This is a genomic window from Herbiconiux sp. 11R-BC, assembly GCF_049472555.1.
Lineage (GTDB): Bacteria > Actinomycetota > Actinomycetes > Actinomycetales > Microbacteriaceae > Herbiconiux.
Genome location: NZ_JBCEBO010000001.1, coordinates 506062 through 523537 on the forward strand (window position 1 = coordinate 506062; position 17476 = coordinate 523537).

Annotated in this window: 16 protein-coding genes; 13 read left to right on the forward strand and 3 right to left on the reverse strand. The window is 70.8% G+C overall.

Annotated elements, in window-relative coordinates:
• Positions 1-24 precede the first annotated feature (24 nt).
• Complete coding sequence (locus VD659_RS02270) at positions 25-1089, forward strand: cell wall-binding repeat-containing protein (RefSeq protein ID WP_423259522.1); 1065 nt, start codon at positions 25-27, stop codon at positions 1087-1089.
• 89 nt (positions 1090-1178) lie between these two features.
• On the opposite strand, the gene VD659_RS02275 is transcribed toward VD659_RS02270, so the two are convergent.
• Positions 1179-1442: a hypothetical protein gene (locus VD659_RS02275; RefSeq protein ID WP_423259523.1), complete on the reverse strand. Its 264-nt coding sequence runs from the start codon at positions 1440-1442 to the stop codon at positions 1179-1181.
• A 192-nt stretch (positions 1443-1634) separates the two neighbouring features.
• Here VD659_RS02275 and VD659_RS02280 point away from each other — a divergent pair, with 192 nt between their 5' ends.
• The 9 genes from VD659_RS02280 to VD659_RS02320 all read left to right on the forward strand — a co-directional run bounded on the left by VD659_RS02280 (position 1635) and on the right by VD659_RS02320 (position 12711).
• Positions 1635-3158 carry a cell wall-binding repeat-containing protein gene (locus VD659_RS02280; RefSeq protein ID WP_423259524.1) on the forward strand — a complete coding sequence of 508 codons (1524 nt, stop codon included), beginning with the start codon at positions 1635-1637 and terminating at the stop codon, positions 3156-3158.
• 122 nt (positions 3159-3280) lie between these two features.
• A complete protein-coding gene (locus VD659_RS02285; RefSeq protein WP_423259525.1) occupies positions 3281-6877 on the forward strand; it encodes a cell wall-binding repeat-containing protein in 3597 nt (1198 codons plus the stop codon).
• A 45-nt stretch (positions 6878-6922) separates the two neighbouring features.
• Positions 6923-7195, forward strand: coding sequence for a hypothetical protein (locus VD659_RS02290; protein WP_423259526.1), 273 nt, complete (start codon positions 6923-6925; stop codon positions 7193-7195).
• A gap of 201 nt (positions 7196-7396) precedes the next feature.
• Complete coding sequence (locus VD659_RS02295; protein WP_137836938.1) at positions 7397-7810, forward strand: hypothetical protein; 414 nt, start codon at positions 7397-7399, stop codon at positions 7808-7810.
• 327 nt (positions 7811-8137) lie between these two features.
• A complete protein-coding gene (locus VD659_RS02300; RefSeq protein WP_423259527.1) occupies positions 8138-8407 on the forward strand; it encodes a hypothetical protein in 270 nt (89 codons plus the stop codon).
• A gap of 95 nt (positions 8408-8502) precedes the next feature.
• The gene (locus VD659_RS02305) at positions 8503-9207 is read left to right on the forward strand and encodes a response regulator transcription factor (RefSeq protein WP_423259528.1); all 705 of its coding nucleotides are present in this window, start codon (positions 8503-8505) and stop codon (positions 9205-9207) included.
• 128 nt (positions 9208-9335) lie between these two features.
• Positions 9336-10811 (forward strand): hypothetical protein, encoded by a 1476-nt coding sequence (locus tag VD659_RS02310; protein ID WP_423259529.1) that lies wholly within the window; start codon positions 9336-9338, stop codon positions 10809-10811.
• Positions 10812-11046: 235 nt separating this feature from the next.
• Positions 11047-12138, forward strand: coding sequence for a hypothetical protein (locus VD659_RS02315; protein ID WP_423259530.1), 1092 nt, complete (start codon positions 11047-11049; stop codon positions 12136-12138).
• Between the two features lie 201 nt (positions 12139-12339).
• A complete protein-coding gene (locus VD659_RS02320; RefSeq protein ID WP_423259531.1) occupies positions 12340-12711 on the forward strand; it encodes a hypothetical protein in 372 nt (123 codons plus the stop codon).
• A 26-nt stretch (positions 12712-12737) separates the two neighbouring features.
• Here the strand turns inward: VD659_RS02320 and VD659_RS02325 are convergent, their stop codons facing one another.
• A complete protein-coding gene (locus tag VD659_RS02325) occupies positions 12738-13337 on the reverse strand; it encodes a low molecular weight phosphatase family protein (RefSeq protein WP_423259532.1) in 600 nt (199 codons plus the stop codon).
• A 456-nt stretch (positions 13338-13793) separates the two neighbouring features.
• Between VD659_RS02325 and VD659_RS02330 the strand changes: the two genes are divergently transcribed.
• Positions 13794-14348 carry an endonuclease domain-containing protein gene (locus VD659_RS02330; RefSeq protein ID WP_423259533.1) on the forward strand — a complete coding sequence of 185 codons (555 nt, stop codon included), beginning with the start codon at positions 13794-13796 and terminating at the stop codon, positions 14346-14348.
• Between the two features lie 90 nt (positions 14349-14438).
• On the forward strand, positions 14439-15632 hold the full coding sequence (locus tag VD659_RS02335) for a hypothetical protein (protein WP_423259534.1): 1194 nt from the start codon (positions 14439-14441) through the stop codon (positions 15630-15632).
• Positions 15633-15645: 13 nt separating this feature from the next.
• Here the strand turns inward: VD659_RS02335 and VD659_RS02340 are convergent, their stop codons facing one another.
• Positions 15646-16617 (reverse strand): TetR/AcrR family transcriptional regulator, encoded by a 972-nt coding sequence (locus tag VD659_RS02340; RefSeq protein WP_423259535.1) that lies wholly within the window; start codon positions 16615-16617, stop codon positions 15646-15648.
• A gap of 173 nt (positions 16618-16790) precedes the next feature.
• On the opposite strand from VD659_RS02340, the gene VD659_RS02345 reads away from it, so the two are divergent.
• Positions 16791-17024: a hypothetical protein gene (locus VD659_RS02345; RefSeq protein WP_423259536.1), complete on the forward strand. Its 234-nt coding sequence runs from the start codon at positions 16791-16793 to the stop codon at positions 17022-17024.
• The last annotated feature ends 452 nt before the right edge of the window (positions 17025-17476 follow it).

Below are 17476 nucleotides of genomic sequence, written 5' to 3' on the forward strand. Positions count from 1 at the left end.
CAGCACCGATTCACTGGGGGAAACATGCTGACAAGACCCGATTCATCCGTCTCGCCGCAGGAGCAGGCCGTGACGCGGAGGTGGAGAACCGCGTTCCTCGGGTTCATCGTCTTCATGCTCGCGTTCGGGGCGCTGCTCTCGCAGAGCCCGAGCTCGGCGCAGGGGGCGCCGCCGGCGCTGGTCGTCGACCGCATCGAGGGGGCAGACCGATTCGAAGTGGCGGTCAACATCTCCCTGCAGGCGTACTCGTCAGGTTCGTCGACGGCGTTCATCACCACCGGAGCGAACTTTCCCGACGCGCTGAGCGCAGTGCCGGCCGCGGTGAAGCTGGGCGGCCCGCTCCTGCTGACCCAGACGGACACTCTTCCGCCCGCGGTGCTGGCGGAGATCAAACGCCTCGGGGCGACGGACCTCGTCATCGTCGGCGGACCCAACTCGGTGTCGGACGACGTGAAAGCCGCGCTGCTGAGCGAGATCCCGCAGGCATCCGTGACCCGGATCTCGGGAGCCGACCGGTACGAGGCGTCGCGCAACCTGGCCTACTTCTCGGGCGCCTCCGCGGCATCCGTCGCCTACGTCGCCACCGGCGCGAACTTCCCCGACGCGCTGTCGGCGGGGCCGGCAGCCGGCCAGGCCGGAGCGGCGGTGGTGCTGGTGAACGGTGCGGCGCCCACCCTCGACGCGCCGTCGGCCCAGATACTGAAGACCGACCTGAGCGTGCCGACGGTGAACATCGCCGGAGGTCCCAACTCGGTGTCGACCGGGATCGAGGCCGAGCTCGCCCAGGATCAGACCGTGCATCGCTTCGGTGGCGCCGATCGCTTCGCCGCATCGCTCGCCATCAACGCCGACGCCTTCCCGACGGCCGGACGGGTGTTCCTCGCCACCGGCTACAAGTTCCCCGATGCGCTGGCCGGCGGCGCCTTCGCCGGCAGCGTCGGAGCGCCGCTCTTCGTCGTGCCGAGCGATTGCGTGCCGCAAGGCGTGCTCGACTACATTGCGGCCAAGAACGTGCACCGGGTCACCCTGCTGGGCGGGCCGGCGTCGTTGACTCCGGATGTCGCGGCCTTGAAGCCCTGCGCCTCGTAGCCTGCCGACTGACGACTGGCGACTGCCCACTGCCGGCGGCCCCTCGTCACGCGACTCGCGTGGCCAGGGGCCGCTCCGGTCTTCGGCGCTCAGTCGGAGTCGCCGTAGGTGTGCACGACGTGCCACGTGCCCGCCCGCTCGACGATGTCGAAGACCAGGGAGCCTCCGTCGTCGGCGGTGGCCTGGAATCGCCACGACTGCATCGGCGGGAGATGCGTGGTCCAGTAGAAGCCCTCGGGCTCGGTGGGCGTGTCGGAGACGCGCCAGCGACGACCGCGCCAGATCATGCGCAGCGGGATGCCGGAGTGGTCTTGCCACAGGGTGATCTCGTCCGTCTGGACTGCCTGATTCATCGGACTCCCGCTCTCTCCCGCTCGAACATCGAATCGAACATATGTTCGAATATCCAGTAGTAGCGCATGCGAGGCGGACACGCCAAGCGGCCGGTTCCGCACGAGGTGCCCCTGAAAGTGTGGGCAGCAGGCGAGCGGATGCGCTCGATAGCGTGAGGGCGGCCCGTGTCGCTCCTCGAGAGGAACCCGTCTGTGTTCAGAACCACCGCATCCGTCGCCGCTTCGGCCATCGCCGTGATCGCCCTCGCTCTGATCGCGCCGGCCTCGGCCTCGGCCGCCGGTGTCGCCGGTGCCGCTGTCGCCGGTGCCAGTGCCGGTGCCGCGACGACCGCGACGCCGCAGCTCGCGGACTCGAACGGGCCGCTGTCGATCCGCTACGCCACTCCCCCGACGCTGGGGCCGCGCGACTGGAACGGGCCCGAGGTGCAGAACCTCGCGATCACCGCGACGAGCGACGGGTTCACGGTCGATTTCGACTACGCCTCCGTGCCGAGCCCCACCATTCCGAACCTGTTCTACGGCGGGCTGGTCACCCTGCTGGTCGACTACGGCAACGCCTCGACGCCGGTTCGGCCGGCTCCCGTCATCGGCGGGCCGCCCCTGCTCTACGACGAACCCGCCCTCGGCCTCGATGCCACCTCCGCGACCAAGCAGAGCGGCCACTTCACACAGAGCTACACGATCAACCGGGCCGACCCGCTCGTCATCGCTCTGTACACGAGCACCGGATGCGACCCGTCATCCGGGCCCGTCGGATGCGGTGGCGGCGACGACCTCTTCGCCTCGGCCGTGCTCACCCCGCCCGCCGGGCCCGACCGCGTGGCCGGTGCCGACCGCTTCGAGGTGGCCGTGAACATCTCGAAGCGCGCCTACCCGAGCGGCGCCTTCACCGTGTTCGTCGCCACCGGCGCGAACTACCCCGACGCCCTCTCCGCCGGGCCGGCCGCTGCGCGGTTCAACGCACCCCTGCTGCTCACTCCCTCCGATGCGCTCCCGAGCAGTGTGCGCACCGAGATCGAACGCCTGCAGCCGGGTCGCATCGTGGTGGTCGGCGGCGCCAACTCCGTGTCGGGCGTCGTCTTCGACCAGCTGAAGAGCATCCAGTCGAACACCGAGCGCATCGACGGCGCCGACCGCTTCGAGGTCTCGCGCAAGCTGAGCGAGTACGCCTTCGGCAGCCACACCGAGACCGCCTACGTGGCCACCGGCGCGAACTTCCCCGACGCCCTGAGCGCCGGCGCGGCCGCCGCGAACTCCTACGGCCCGGTGGTGCTCGTGAACGGCAGCGCGGGCAGCCTCGATGCGGCCACTATCGCCACCCTCGCGACCCTCGGCGTGAAGAACGTCGTGATCGCCGGAGGGCCGAACTCGGTCAGCCCGGGCGTCGAAGCCTCCCTGGCCTCCGTCGCCGGCATCACCTCGGTGGTACGCGACGGCGGCGCCGACCGCTTCGCCGCCTCGGCCAACATCAACAACCGGGCGTTCCCGACGGCCGGCCGGGCGTTCCTCGCGACCGGCCTGAAGTTCCCGGATGCCCTGGCCGGCTCCGCCTGGGCGGGCGCGATCGGCGCCCCGCTCTACGTGGTGAACAGCAGCTGCGTGCCGCAGGCGACCCTCTCGGCGATGAGCGCCCAGGGCGTGACGCACGTCACGCTGCTCGGCGGCACGGCGACGCTCACCACCGCGGTGGAGTCGCTCACCGCCTGCGCTTCCTAGCCCAGATGCCTCTCCTTGCGCGGTCGGTGGCGGAGTTGCCACGCTTGGCACGAGCCGCAGGGGAGGGGCGGGGATCTGCTTCGTCCGTGCTGCGACACCCACACACCGACCAGGGGAATCACGTGTCTCGTCGTCTGTCGGCGGTCTTCGCGGCCGCAGTGGCGCTCGCTCTGTCCACTCTTCTTGCGTTCCTCCCCGCTCAGGCGGCCGAGTCACCTGTGCAACGGCTGGCCGGAGCGGATCGATACGAGGTCTCCGCGCTGATCTCGGCAAAGAACTTCACGCCGAATGTCGCCGTGGCGTACGTTGCGACCGGTGCGACCTTTGCCGACGCGCTCTCGGGTGCACCGGCGGCGGGAGCTGCCGGGGGCCCGGTGCTGCTGGTCACGAAGGATCGGGTGCCCGACGCGATCCTCACCGAACTGAAGAGGCTGAAGCCTCAGCGCATAGTCATTCTCGGCGGGGCGAACAGCGTCTCGACGGACGTTGAAGCCGAATTGCGACGATTGACCAGCGGCTCGGTCGAGCGGATTGCGGGAGCGGATCGTTACGAGGTGTCTGCGGAGATATCCAGACGCTCCTTTGAGAGCGGTGTGGCTGTGGCCTATCTGGCGACCGGAGCGACTTTCGCGGATGCGCTCTCGGGGGCGCCGGCGGCGGCGATCTCGCGGGGGCCTGTGCTGCTGGTGCCGGGCACCCTGATTCCGGCATCCATCGCCGCAGAGCTCGACCGGTTGAATCCGGGTCGGATCGTCATCCTGGGCGGCCCGAATAGCGTCTCGACATCAGTCGAAGCCTCCCTCGACCCGTACACCGATGGTGCGGTGACCAGAATCTCCGGCGCGGATCGCTACGACGTCTCCGCGCTCATCTCCCGCAGCACGTTCGCCGAGGGTGTGCCGGTGGCATACATCGCGACGGGCGCGACGTTCGCCGATGCGCTCTCCGGAGCGCCGGTGGCCGGCATCACCAGGGGACCCGTCTTGCTGGTGCCGGGCACGAGCATCCCGGCACCGATCATCGCCGAGCTCGAACGACTCAATCCGGGGCGGATCGTGATTCTGGGAGGCCCGAACAGTGTCTCGACCGGGGTGGAGGAGCAGCTCGCGCGGTTCGTGGTCCCACCCACTGTGCCACCGACGCCCACGACCTGTGGCACGATCTCGCGCGACGAGACGTGGGCGTCGAAGGTCACTCTCGCCTGCGACGTCACGGTAGCGGAGGGTGCCACCGTCACTCTCACCGGCAGTGCAGACGTGATCATCCCCGCTGGCCGCGGGATCGGGGTTGCGGGCAGCCTCGTCACTGCGCGCGGGAGTGACAGCGCGGTCATTCGTGCTGCTGGGAGTGGGCGTGCTCAGCTCACCGGGAGCGGCACTCTGCGTCTTGACGGAGCCACCGTTCGTGGCCTCGACCTCGAGCTCACCAGCTGTGTCTCGTTGTCCGCGGTGTCCACCACTTTCGATCGATCTCGGTTGATCTCACAACGGTGCAGTGACGTCGAAGTGCGAAGCAGTTCGTTCGGCGGGATCGCTCAGCCCCTATCGGTGTGGGACACGGACCTGACCGGGGTCTCGTTCACGGGGAGCACCCGCAACTCCTTCGCCGGGATCGGTGCCGCACGAGTGGTGAGCCTGGGCGGGACCGTGCCCGAAGGCGAGTCGTATGCACTCGCTTCGGACGGTGGGGCGGTCTTCACCGGAACCATCGGCGTGAGCGGCCATGTCACGGTGGCGAAGGGGAGCATCTTCAAAGGCGGACACTTCGAGGTCACAGAGGGCTCGCTGTCGGTCGAGGGCACACAGGCCGACCCGGTTCACTTCACCAGCTACTACGACGACAGCATCGCGGGCGACAGCGATGGGGCCGGCGCAGTGCCGATCCCCGACGCCGAGATGCGTGGTCATTCGTTCATCGAGGCAGCAGCGCTCACATCGCCTGCAGTCGTCACGGTGGACCATGCCACCTTCGACCACGGCAACGCCGTCTACTGGCACGAAGCCGAGGCTCAGCAGGGTTCACGTCTCCGCATCAGCGACTCCATCACTCGCGGGCAGATTCGGGTCTCGGCACAGCAGGCGACTGTCTCCATCACCAGAACCGTGTTCGATGTGCCGGCCGATCCGGATCAGACCGTCTCCCCGGCACTGGAGGTGTCGTCCGGTCGGTTGGACGGCATCATCCTCGATGGGCCCGACATGAACACGTTCATCGGGAGCGGCCGAACCAATGTGTTCGTCGCAGGCGGGTCGAGCTTCGTGCCGGAGGGTACCGAGTGGAGGCTCTCGCCCGACAGCAATGCGCTCTTCACGCTCGAGACAGCAGTCAGCGGCACCCTCACCGTGGAGCCCGGCACCATCTTCAAGGATTCGCGGTTCATGGTCATGGACGGCGGCACCGTGGACGTGAACGGAACCGCAGCACGTCCGGTGATCTTCACGAGCCTCCTCGATGACACGGCCGGCGGAGACAGCGATGGGCTACCGGTTCAGCCGACCAGCAACGTCTCCACCGATTTCCCTCTCTTCGAGTTCCGCGGGCCCCACAGCACCATCGACATCGAGCACGCGACAGTGGACTGGAGCGTGAGCATGGTGGCAGCGAACGTGACCGCTCCAGGCGTCTCCACGGAGGGGTCCCGTCTTCGGATCGCGGATTCGAGTTCGCGGGGTCGCGTCTTCTTGCGCGACTTCGAGGGCGAGGTGGAGATCGTGCGCAACACCTTCGACATCCGGCCCTACTCGTGGGGCCCCCGCCTGCCGCTTATTGCCACCCCGGCCCTGCAGCTCGAACGAGCAGACATCACGGGCGTGGCGCTCGCCGGCACCGACGCAAACCGCTTCGTGGGCGACGCCCAATCCCGCCTGGTCTCGTTCACATTCTCCACCGTGCAGCCCGGCACCGAGTGGACGATAGGGTCCGATAGCGGAGCCATCTTCACCGATGCACTCACCATCGCCGGAACCCTCCACGTCAACCCAGGCACCGTCTTCAAGAACGGGACGCTGTCGGTGTTGCCCGGCGCGTCACTCGATGTGCAGGGCACGGATGACGATCCCGTGATCTTCACATCCCTGGAGGATGACGCCATCGAGGGCGATACGAACGTCGGTCACGACGGTGGCGGCGGGCCTTCCGGTTCCGTCGCGATCGCCTTCCACGACCGAGATCCGGCCACAGAGAACCGAGCCGAAGCAACGATCAGCGGAGTGGTCTTCCGCAATCTCTCCACAGCCATCGACGTGGGGCAATGGAACGTCGTGTTCGTCTCAGATTCGCTGTTCACGGGGAACGGCAAGGCGGTCGAGGTCGAGAGCGCCTCGTTCGGCGACAGCTTCGACGAGGAGTACGCCTGGGCCGCCTTGCCGTGCCAACCTCCCTTCAACTCATGGGTGACGATCACCAACAGCTGGATGGGAAAGTTCGCCTTACCGGGGATCGACATCTCGGCCACCGATCTGATCGACGAGTTCGGGCCTTCCCCCTTCCCGCCCAACATGCCCGACGACGTGAGCATGGGGCCCCTCAAGACGGCTGTGGGAGACGCCTGGGATCTCGCGTACTCCCAGGTCGACTTCACCGTGGTCGACACCACCAACACGGTGCCCTGGTCGATGTTCAGCTGCTCTGTCGGCACTGCATCGATCACATTCCCCTGGTTCCCGGTGCTCTTCACGCCCGCGGGCGACATCCCGTACCCGATCTACAGAGCCGACTGAGTCGCCGTCTGGGTCGAAGTACCCCCTTCGGGGTACAGTAGCGACATGGCCAACGACGATCGAACCGTCTCCCCCACCCCACCGGGTGGCGGAGGCGACGAGTTCATCATCGACGTCGAGCGCATCCAGACCGCTCGCGAGGCCGAGCCGAAGGCCGGCCCGTCGCATCCGAAGGGCCGTTTCTACCGGCCGGAGCTGTATTCGAAGGGCGAGAAGCTCCGCTCGAACCTCGCCGTCAAGGTGTTCGGCGTCACCGGGCTCATCGCCCTCACGGCGATTCTGCTCGTGATCGCGGCGAGCCGCGGCGTCATTCTCTGAGGCGGCTCCGCCGGGCCGGAGGCGCGCCGCGGCACCGAGAGCACCGCAGCTTTCGCCAGACGAACGACTGAATTTCTCACAGTCGTAACCCGCCTGACATGTTGCTCCAAGAAGCGCTCGATACGATCGCCTCACCGGCGGTTGCCGGCACTGGTCTCGAGGGCGCCGACGACGCCCCGAACCGCACGAGTGGAGCGACGGATGAAGCGCGCACGAGTTGCCCTGATCGACCGGCGTCCGCCTGCCTCACGCCGCCGGCATCCCGCGCCCGCGCTGGTCAACGCCCTCGACCGACGGCCCTCCGAGTTCGAGGTCGCCGTGCGCTCGTCGAGCTCGCACGGACCGCTGCCGGTGCATCCGGCCATCGATCTCGCCGTGGTGTTCGTGGATTCGACGGATGCCGACCACAACCACGACGTGGAGATCGACGCGATCGCCTCGGAGGTCGGGCTGCTCGTGGCCATCGATGTGGCGCATCCGGTGACCGGGCGGCTCGCGGAGCGGTGGCCGCACGCCGCTGCGCACCTCTCTTCGCAGGCCAGCACCGAGACGATCATGCTCGTGCTGACGAACCTGGTCTCGCAGGCGTCGAAGGCTCCGCTGCAGAGCGCCTGACCACGGTTTGCATGCCTTTGCACGCATCGGCTCTTCCCCTGGGGCACTGGGCTGAGTAGCATCGGAGCGTTCGCCCGAACCCGCAAGAGGGCGACCACGCACTCAATGGGGAGTGAAGTCGCGTGCGCACCTTTCCCCCGGAAGGCGCGTGGGCGCACGTCTGGAACAGCGATCCGATCAACCGGGCGTGGCGGGCCGGCGGGTGGGGATTTCCCGGCCCGCACTGCCCCGGGGCGGATGCGCGGTGGCCGGATGCCTGCGGCGGGGTTCGCGGGGCCGAGCCGTCGATTCGCGTGAGCGGCCGCATTCGGGTGTACTGGATGCATCGTGGAACCCTCACTCCTTCAGCAGCGCCAGAGTCTCCGGCGGCAGCGTGTCGTCGGCATCGTGATGATCGCCTTCGCCGGTCTCGGCCTCGCGCTGCGCATCGCCCTGTTCGTGCTCGGCAGCGGCAGCGACGTGGCCTCGTGGCTCGTGACCGTCTTCCTCGCGGTGATCCTCGTGCTCGGGGTCGAGCGCATCCTGTCGTCGCGCCGCAAGGTCGCCGAGTTCGACCGCACGCACGGCACGCCGCCGCCCCTGCCGCCGCGCTCGTAGGGGGGACGACGACCCCGAAGTGGGGGTGACCGGCGGGCCCGCAGGTTTTGCCCACGCCTCTACACTTGTCGCACGGGCGGGCAAGGGGTGGGTCCATGGGCGACAGCGCAGAATCACGGGCGATTCGCATCGCGGTGGTCGACGATCACGAGGCGATCCGGGTCGGGGTGCGGCAGGCCTTCGCGGGTGACCCCGCGATCGACGTGGTGACGGATGCGGCGACGGTCGACGAGATGCTGGCGACGGCATCCGAGGCGCCCGCTGCAAGCGACGGGGCGGGGGCGGAGGCGCTCGACGTCGTGATGCTCGACCTGCGGCTGCGCGACGGCTCGTCGCCCGCGCGCAACGCCGAGCGTGTGCGGGAGGCCACCGGAGCCGTGGTGGTGGCGTACACCTCCGGCGAGCATCCGTATCTCATCCGGCTGGCGGCGCGCAGCGGCATCACTGCGCTCGTACGCAAGTCGGAGCCGGTCGCCGCGCTGCGCGAGGCGCTGCTCGCGGCCGCGGCCGGGCAGGCGGTCATGTCGGCCGATCTCGCCGCCGCCATCCACTCCGACCCCGAGATCACCGACGCCCGGCTCAGCCCGCAGGAGCAGCGCGTGCTCGAGCTGTTCGCCGACGGGCTGAAGACGCAGGTGGTGGCGAGCGAGCTGGGGATCGCGACCGGCACGGTCGAGGACTACGTGCGGCGCATCCGGTCGAAGTACTCGTCGTCGGGGCGACCCGCGCACACCAAGATCGACCTCTACAAGCGGGCGCTCGAGGACGGACTGCTGCCGGTGCCGGGGGCCGATCTGTGAGCTCGGGAGCGGGGCCCGGCCCCGGGATCGTGGCCGGCGAGACGCCTCGACTCGCGCGTGCGACCCGGCCGCGGCGTCGGCTCGCGAGCACGCGGATGCGGCGGGCCGACAGCGCACAGGCGCGGCTGGTGCGGAGCGTCACGATCTGCCTGGGCGTGGCGTCGGCCGGGGCCGCGGCTGTCGTCGGCGGCTCGATCGCGGGACAGGCGGCGCTGCTCGCCTCGTGGTGGACGGCCGGCGCTGTCGTGACGGCCGTGGGCATCCCGGTCGTCAGCGCGGTTCTCGCGCTCTTCACCACGGGGACGGCGGTGCGCATCGGGGCTGCCGCCCTCGTGGTGGGCTTTCCGCTGATGATGATCGCGCTGCTGCCCGCGCTGAGCTCGGGCTCGTTGCCGCCGGACCTGGGGGCGCCATGGATGCTCGGGCTCACGCCCATCCCCGCCACGGCGGCGGTTCTCGTGATGCCCGCGGCGGCCTCCTGGGCGTATTCGCTGGTGCTCGCCGGGCTGCTGGCCGCAGACCGCATCGCCGCCTATCCGGGGTCGATCCTCGACGTCGCCCTCCAGGACGCCCTCGTCGGGCTGCTGCTGCAGCTCGTGTTCGTGGGGCTCGCCGTCGCCAGCCTGCGCGGGGCGCGCTCGCTCGACGCCGCTGCCACCTCTGCGCGCGACGACCTCGTGGCCGCCGCCCGCATCGGGGCCCGGGTGCAGGAGCAGGCGCGCGCGGATGCGCTCATTCACGACAACGTGCTGGCGACTCTGCTGGTGGCGAGCCGGGCCGGCGGGGGCGGGCGTGTCGGGACGGATGGCGGGGGCGGGGATGGCGGGGGCGGGGATGGCGACATCGACCGGGACGGGGACGGAGACGGAGATGCGACGGGCGGTGCGGTGACGTCTGCGCGGGCGCAGGTGGGGGCACGGGCGCAGGTGGGGGCACGGGCGCAGGCCCCGGAGCTGGCTCGGCGGGCACTCGACGAGATCGCACGCTTCAGCGAGATGCGCGACCTGCGTGACGTGCGCGAGGTCGGCGGTGCGGAGCTGGAGCAGGCGCTGCGCGAGGCCACGGGTGAGCTCGCGCCGTTCGCCCAGTTCACGGCCGTGGGCGATGCGGCACGGGTGACGATCCCCTCGGATGTGGTCGACACCGTCGTGCAGGCCGCCTCCGAGGCGCTGCGGAACAGCGTGCAGCACGCCGGGCGGCGCGGTGGGGCCGGTGGGCCCGGGGCTGGCGGGGTGGCCATCGGCAGGCCGGACACTCGCAGGCCGGACACTCGCAGGTCGGTCACTGGCATGTCGGCGGCCGGCGGGTCCGACTTGTCGGGCGGGTCTGGCGAGTCCGACGGGTCTGGCGCGTCCGGCGACGAGGACGTCACGCGCGCCGTCGCGGTGGAGTTCGGCGCGCGGCAGCTGCGCGTGCTGGTGCTCGACGACGGCGTCGGGTTCGACCCCACTCGCGTCGCGCCGAATCGGCTGGGACTGAGCCGCAGCATCCTGCAGCGCATGGAGGCGGTTCCCGGCGGGTCGGCGTCCGTGCACTCGGCTCCGGGGGCGGGCACGCGGGTGGTTCTGCTCTGGACTCGGGAGGCACCAGACGCGCGGGGCTGAGGCCGAGCGCAGGGCTGCGGCGAGTGCCGCGGGCGCGGCCGGCACGGCCGGCCCGGGCGGCACGGCCAGCCCGGTCGGCACGGTCGGCACGGTCGGCAGGGGCGGCACGGACGGCACGGGCGGCACGGGATCGGCCACCCACGTCGGCGGCGGTGCCGAAGGGTGGCGCGGCGGGGGTGCGGGGCGGAAGGGAACCGGGAGCGGCATCCGCCGGTCTGCCGATCCGGGACGGCTCGTGGGCATCCCGAGCGCCGGCGCGTACGCGCTGCTCGCGCTGGGGCTCGTCAGCGTCGCGACGCTCGCCGTCACGGCCGGCGGACCGGTGATGCAGAGCTGGTTCGGGCTCGGTGCGCTCGCGGCGACGGTCGCGACGGCGGGCATCCTGTTCGCACCGGGCGCCTACCCGCTGGCTCTTCCGCGCGCCGTGGCGGCCGTGGTGGGCACGACGGCGGTGAGCATCCTGCTCACGGCGGGGCTCGACGGAAGCGGGTGGCCGGGGTATGCGGCCTGGCACATCCTCGCCGCCACCCTGCTGCTGCTCGCGCTCGCGGTGCGGGGGCGCATCGCTCTGGCCTGGATCGGCTTTGGGCTGCTCACCGCGGTGTGCATGGTCTGGACCACCGCCGACGGCGCCGGGCCCGCGTTCGGGCTGATGCTCGTGGAGCGGGAGTCGATCGCGCTGTTCGCGGGGTCGCTGTTCGCGCTGCTGCTGCGGCGGCTCCTGCGCGACCGGGAGCGGCTCGACGCCCTCGAAGCAGCGCGCGCCGCCGAGATCGCCGCCGGCGTGACCGCGCTCGAGGTGCGGGAGAGGCACGTGCAGTCTCTGGCAGCCGAGGTCGGCGAGAGCCTTCGCGCCATCGCGAGCGGCACGCCGGCGAGCGCCGCGGAGCGCGCCGGGTATGCGGCGCTCGAGGGGGCGTTGCGCGATCGCATCCGCGGACGCGGCTTCTGCGCCGAACCGGCGGTGTCGGCGGTGCGCGAGGCACGGCTGCGCGGGGTCGAGGTGCTGCTGCTGGACGACACCCAGGGAGCGCCGCTCCCCGAGGGAGCGCGCGGCGCCGTGGCGGAGTGGCTGGCGCAGGCCACAGCCGCGGCTGCCGCTGACGCTGACGCGGGCTTCGCCCCGGCGGAGGCGCGGCCGGCCGGCCCGGAGTGGGGAGCGGGCCCGGGGTCGGTGACCGCGCGGATGACCCTGGGGGCGACGGCGGGCGAGCTGCGGGTCTCGATCGTGGTGGCGGATGCCGCGGGGGCGGTGCGCAGAGAGCTGCGGTCGTTCGGCTCCGGCGCCGGCCGCGCGACAGGCATCCGGTGGGAAGACACCCCCTAGCCCCCGAGGCGCCGCACGCCGGCCGCCAGCTCGCGCACGCCCTCGCCCGACATCACCGTGCGCGACTCCGGGATGGCGAGCTCGGGCCACGGCATCACGAGGTCGGGCGGCCCCGCCGGCGGGGAAGGAGCTCATGTCCCCACCGCATCACTCGTTCGACGCCTGTGCAAGAAGGTCGCCGGCACGTGAGAGGCTGGGCGCATGTCGGTGAGGGCGCACAGAGTGGTCGGATGGGTCGTGATCGCGTTCTGCGCGGTGGTGGCGATCGTGATGATCAACGTGGGGTGGATCATCGACGGCATCGGTTCGCCCTACAGCCAGTGCATCTCGGCGCCGGTGCCCGAGCTCGGGGGGCCGTTCGCCGAGGGCACTCGGATGTCGGGTGAGCGGAGCATCCTCCCGCTCGGCATCGACTGCACCTACGACGTCGACGGCGACGCGTTCGGTCCGCAGATCGTGCACAACTACCGGGTGGGGCCGAACGTGGTGTTCATCGTGAGTCTGCTCGGCATCGCCACGGGGGTTCTCGTGCTCGTGCGCGGGCGACTGCTCGCGCGGGTGAACGGGCTGTAGGCCGGCGGCCGACGAGGTGGCCCGGGTCAGTGCGCGACCGAGGCTGCGACGCGCAGCACCCGGGCCACCTCGTCGGCGGCGGGAACGAGCTGGGCCGCGGCCTGCTCGTAGGCCTCGTCGCCGCGGCGGTAGGGGTCGAGCACGTCGTCGTCGCCCGTCGACGACGGGAAACCCACCTGGCCCTTGCGTGAGGCCACGTAGGCCACGACCTCGGCGATGCCGGCGCGCGTGGCGGGAGCACCGGAGGCGACCGCCGCGATCTCGGCGTCGCTCAGCTCGCGCGAGAGGCGCGCGAACTCGCGCAGCGTGAAGGTCACGGCCACCTTGCGCGGAACGAGTTCCACGATCTCGCGGCGGTGGCTGCGCGCCATGGCGAACACGAGGTCGGCGTCGGCCACCATCGTCTCGGTGATGTAGCGGGCGCTGTGCTGCGACGGGTCGCCCCCGAACCGCAGCGAGAGCGCCGCGGCCTCCTCGGGCATCCGGTCGCCGTCGCCGGCGAAGGTGCCCGCGCTCGAGAACGCGAAGTCGGGGATGTCGGCGAGCCGTGCCCGCAGGATCTGCTCCGCCAGGGGGGAGCGGCAGATGTTGCCGGAGCACACGGTGAGTACGGAGAAGGCGGCCACCCCTCTACGCTACCGGCCGCGCGCATCCGCTTGCGCACTGTTCTCCCCAGGCCGGCGACGAGCGGGATTCTCCACAGATACCGCAGGCGTCGGGCCACGGATGCTGCCGGCGCGGCACGATCTTCCCATGCTGCTCTCTGTGCTGGACGCCCTCGACGGCGTCACGTCCACGAGCGAATTGCACTCGCACGGGGTGAGCGCCGCCTCGGTGCGCGCGGCCGTGGAGCGCGGCGACCTGGTGCGGCTGCGACAGGGGTGGGTCGCGGTGCCGAACGCCGACCGGGATGTCGCTGGGGCGGTGCGCGTGGGGGGCGCCCTGAGTTGCGTCTCGGCCCTGGGTCGTGAGGGCCTGTGGTGCCTGACCGACGGCCGTATGCACGTGCGAGTCCCGCCGAACATCTCGCACCTGGCGTCGCCGCTCGACCGTCGGCGGCGCTCAGTCCACGCCACCCGGTCGTGGTGCACCGGCCTTCGTGGGCACGGCCGTCGCGCTCGGCTGTCGACGACATCGCGGTCGCACTGGCCTGCGCAACCGTCTGCCAGCCGCAGCTCGACGCGATCGTCACGCTCGACTCTGCGCTGGCGCTCGGCTTGGTGTCGCCGAGCTCGCTCGCCGATGTGCTCGCGCCGCTGCCCGCGAAATACCGCGCCTACCTCGGGCTCGTCGACCCCGCATCGCAGTCAGGGCTGGAGACGAAGGCCCGCGTCCGGCTGCAAGGGCGGGGGCTGAGAACGAGGAGCCAGGTCGAGATTCCTGGGGTGGGGCACGTCGACCTCCTGATCGGAGAGCGTCTGGTACTGGAACTCGATGGCTACGCCTGGCATTCGAAGAAGAAGGACTTCAACGAAGACCGGCGGCGAGGCCTCGAACTCGCGCGCCTCGGCTACACCCTGTTGCGCCTGAGTTACGAGCAAGTGACGTACTCGTGGGACGCCTGCGAGACCACCATCCTCGACTTGGTGCGCCGGCGCGAGCACCTGTGGCCGCGCGGAGCGGCCCGAACGGAATGAGAATCGGGCATGTCATCGACGAAATCAGCCGATTCGGCCCGAATCTCATTCCGTTCGGGGCACATGGTTGAATGGGCGCGGGAGGGGCCCATGGAGCTGGAGTATTCCACTGCGCTCGTCGCCATGAGCTTCGTGATGGTGCCGCTCGCCGCCGTCTATTTCGTCGACAAGCTGCGCTCCCCCGCGCGAAGCGCCGGCCGGTACTGGGCGCTCGTGTTCGTGTCGGCACTGCTGTGCTCGGTGGCCTATTTCGTGAGCGGGCAGAGCGACGGCATCTGGTGGGCGGTGGCGGCCGGCAACGCGACCATGACGTTCACCGTGGGCGCCATCTGGATGGGCAGCCGCGCCTTCAACCGCCGCCGCACGTACGTGCTCGCCGTCGTGCTGCTCTCCGCGGTGGTCGGCGTCGCCTCCGCGCTCCCGTCCTCCGGCGGCACCACCTGGGCGGGCGCCGCCGAGAAGATGGCCGCCCTCGCCCTGTTCTCCGTGCTCGCCGTGATCGAGTGCTTGCGCAGCCCGCTCCGCAGCTACCCGGGCGCCTGGGTTCTCGCCGCCACCCTGGCGGCGCAAGCCGTGTTCGTGATCGCGCGCTCCGCCGTGTACCTCACCTCGGGCCCGAGCAGCGCGATCTACGAGGCCGTCTTCAGCACCCGGGCCACCACGCTCATGAACATCCTGCTCGTGATCACGGGCGGTGCCTCCATCATCGCCATCCGGCTGCAATCCGCCCGCCGCGAGCTCACCCGCTACAGCGCCGACGGCCACCGCCGCCGCGTCGAGGACCCGCGCACCTTCGAGCGGCTCGCCGCCGAAGGCCTGGCGCGACGACCCGAGGCTGTGCTCGTGCTCGGCACCGTCGACCTCATCGCGACCCTCCGCGGCGCCTTCGGCGTGGCCCACGCCAAAGACGTCACGCGCTCGCTCACGCAGGCCATGATCGACCGGATCCCGGATGACGCCCTGCTCGGCCGCCTGCCCGACGACCGTTTCGCAGCGCTGCTGTTCTCCCGCCCGGGAACCGACCCCGGAGACGCGCTCGCCGCCGCCAGCGGACTCGCCGAGCTCATGCGCACCGACTACGCCCGCACCGCACCGCTCGAAGACGCCTCCGCGCCGAGCTTCGCAGTGGTGCCGGTGCCGGCGTCACGGCCTGCGGCGGAGCCGGGGCAGGGGTCGGGGCGGCACCCGGCGTCGGATCGGCTGCACCGCGCGATCGCCACGGCGACGGATGCGCTCGCCCACGACCTCGACGTGCGTCTCGGCAGAGCCTCGGGCCAGGCCTGACCGCGCAGCGGGCCTAACCGCCCGACGGGCCCGCCGCCCCGGCGTCGGCGCCCGCACCGCCGGCAGACGCCTCGGCAGCAGCCTCGGCGACCCCGTCGGCATCGGCGCCGCTGCCGTCGCCGTCATCGCCCTCGCCATCCTCGCCGGCCTCCCTCGCCGCCTTCATCGCCCGCAGCTCCGCCACGGTCGCCTCGGCGTCGAAGTCGGGATCCTGCTCGAGGAACCGCTCGAGAATGGCCACGAGCGCGATGGCCGGCAACGCCCACTCGGCGTCGTCGGAGGTGATGGTGGCGGGCCCGTGGTAGCTCGCATCCACGATGCCGGGGTTGCCGAGGTGCCGGAGCCCGAGCCCCTCCACGACGGCCGAGATGACCACGGCGTAGGGCCGGTAGTCGTCGTTCCACTCGGCCCGCATGCGGTAACCGAGAATCGTCGAGAACCACTTGTGGAACTCGGCCATGCGCTCGATGAACGCGTCGCTGCCGTTGCGGAGCGCGAGCTCGATCTCCTCCCGCGCCGAGGACTCCATGTGGCTGAGCAGAGTGGCGGACAGCCCCACGTAGGACTGCCACGCCACCGACGCGATAACCGCGCGGTAGTTGTGCTCGAGCGCCACCCGGATGACCTCGTACATCACCCGCTGCCGGTCGCTCGGCGAGGTGAGCAGCTCGAGGTTGTCGAACAGGATGCGCTCGCTCAGCGCGAGCGTCTCGTCGTCGGCGAGCCTCGTCGAGGTCTCGGCCGCGATCTCGATCAGGAGGTCGGCGACGAACGCCTCCTTCGAGTCCCACAGCCGGTAGGTGGAGCTGCGCGGCACCCCGGCCTCGCGGATGAGGTCGTCCATCACGATGTGCTCGAAGCCGATCGTGAGGCCGATTCCGCCCACCCGGTCGAGTGCGACATCCAGAACCCGCCGGCGCACCTCGGACGCCCGGATGCGCGATCGTCTCTGCTGCGCTTCTGCGGCAGCGATGGGATCGGCCATCGTGCAACCCCCAAACCCAAGACGTGGCGCTCCCACCAGGCCACGCCGATACGTTCACCTGTAGTAAATCACAGCCGCGTAGCTCGGCGGCCTCCTCGAGTCAACCCCACGCGCCCGGGAGAAATGCTGAGTAGGTTCGCAATCGTTACCGACACGTGAGGAGAAGACAGCCGATGAACAGCATCACGCTCATCTCGAACGGCGAGGCCTTCCGTGTGCAACGGCGCGAGGCGGGCGTCTACGAGGTCGTCTCCGGCGAGCAGTTCCTGGGCTACATCGAGCGCACCGGCGGTGTCTACGTGGCGCTCTCCGGCCGCCGTTACGATCGCGCGGTCGAGGCCGGGCAGGCTCTCACGCTCGCCCGGGCCGCGAGCATGCTGAAGCCGCGCATCCGCTCGGTCGCCTAGGGCGAGACGGAGAATCCGCGCCGCGCCGCGCCTTTCGCCTGGCCGCTACGGACAGGGGCGACGCCCCGCACCACCCGGGGCCGTGCCGTGACGCCGCCATCGCGGCGGACCCGAACGCCGCCCTGGGGCCTTGCACACGATCTGCACGACCGGGGTGGTGCGGGACGCCGCGTCTGGCGCGACGACCCCACGAGCGGATGGAGCTGCTCGTGAGGTCGCCGCAGTGAGCTCGGCAGCGGTGTGGTGCGCCGCGGGGTGGGGTGAACCGGCGGCGCTCACCGCCGCTGCCGAGGACCCGGGAGTGCACCGAACCGCGTGCGGAACGCCCCGCGCCGGAGCCGCGCTGCCCGCGTGTCCGGCCCGGGCACGGGTGCCCAGCAGGACTGCGTCGCACAGGAACATCGGGCACTCCCTCGTCACCATCGAGGCGACCACCTCGACGTGGCACGACG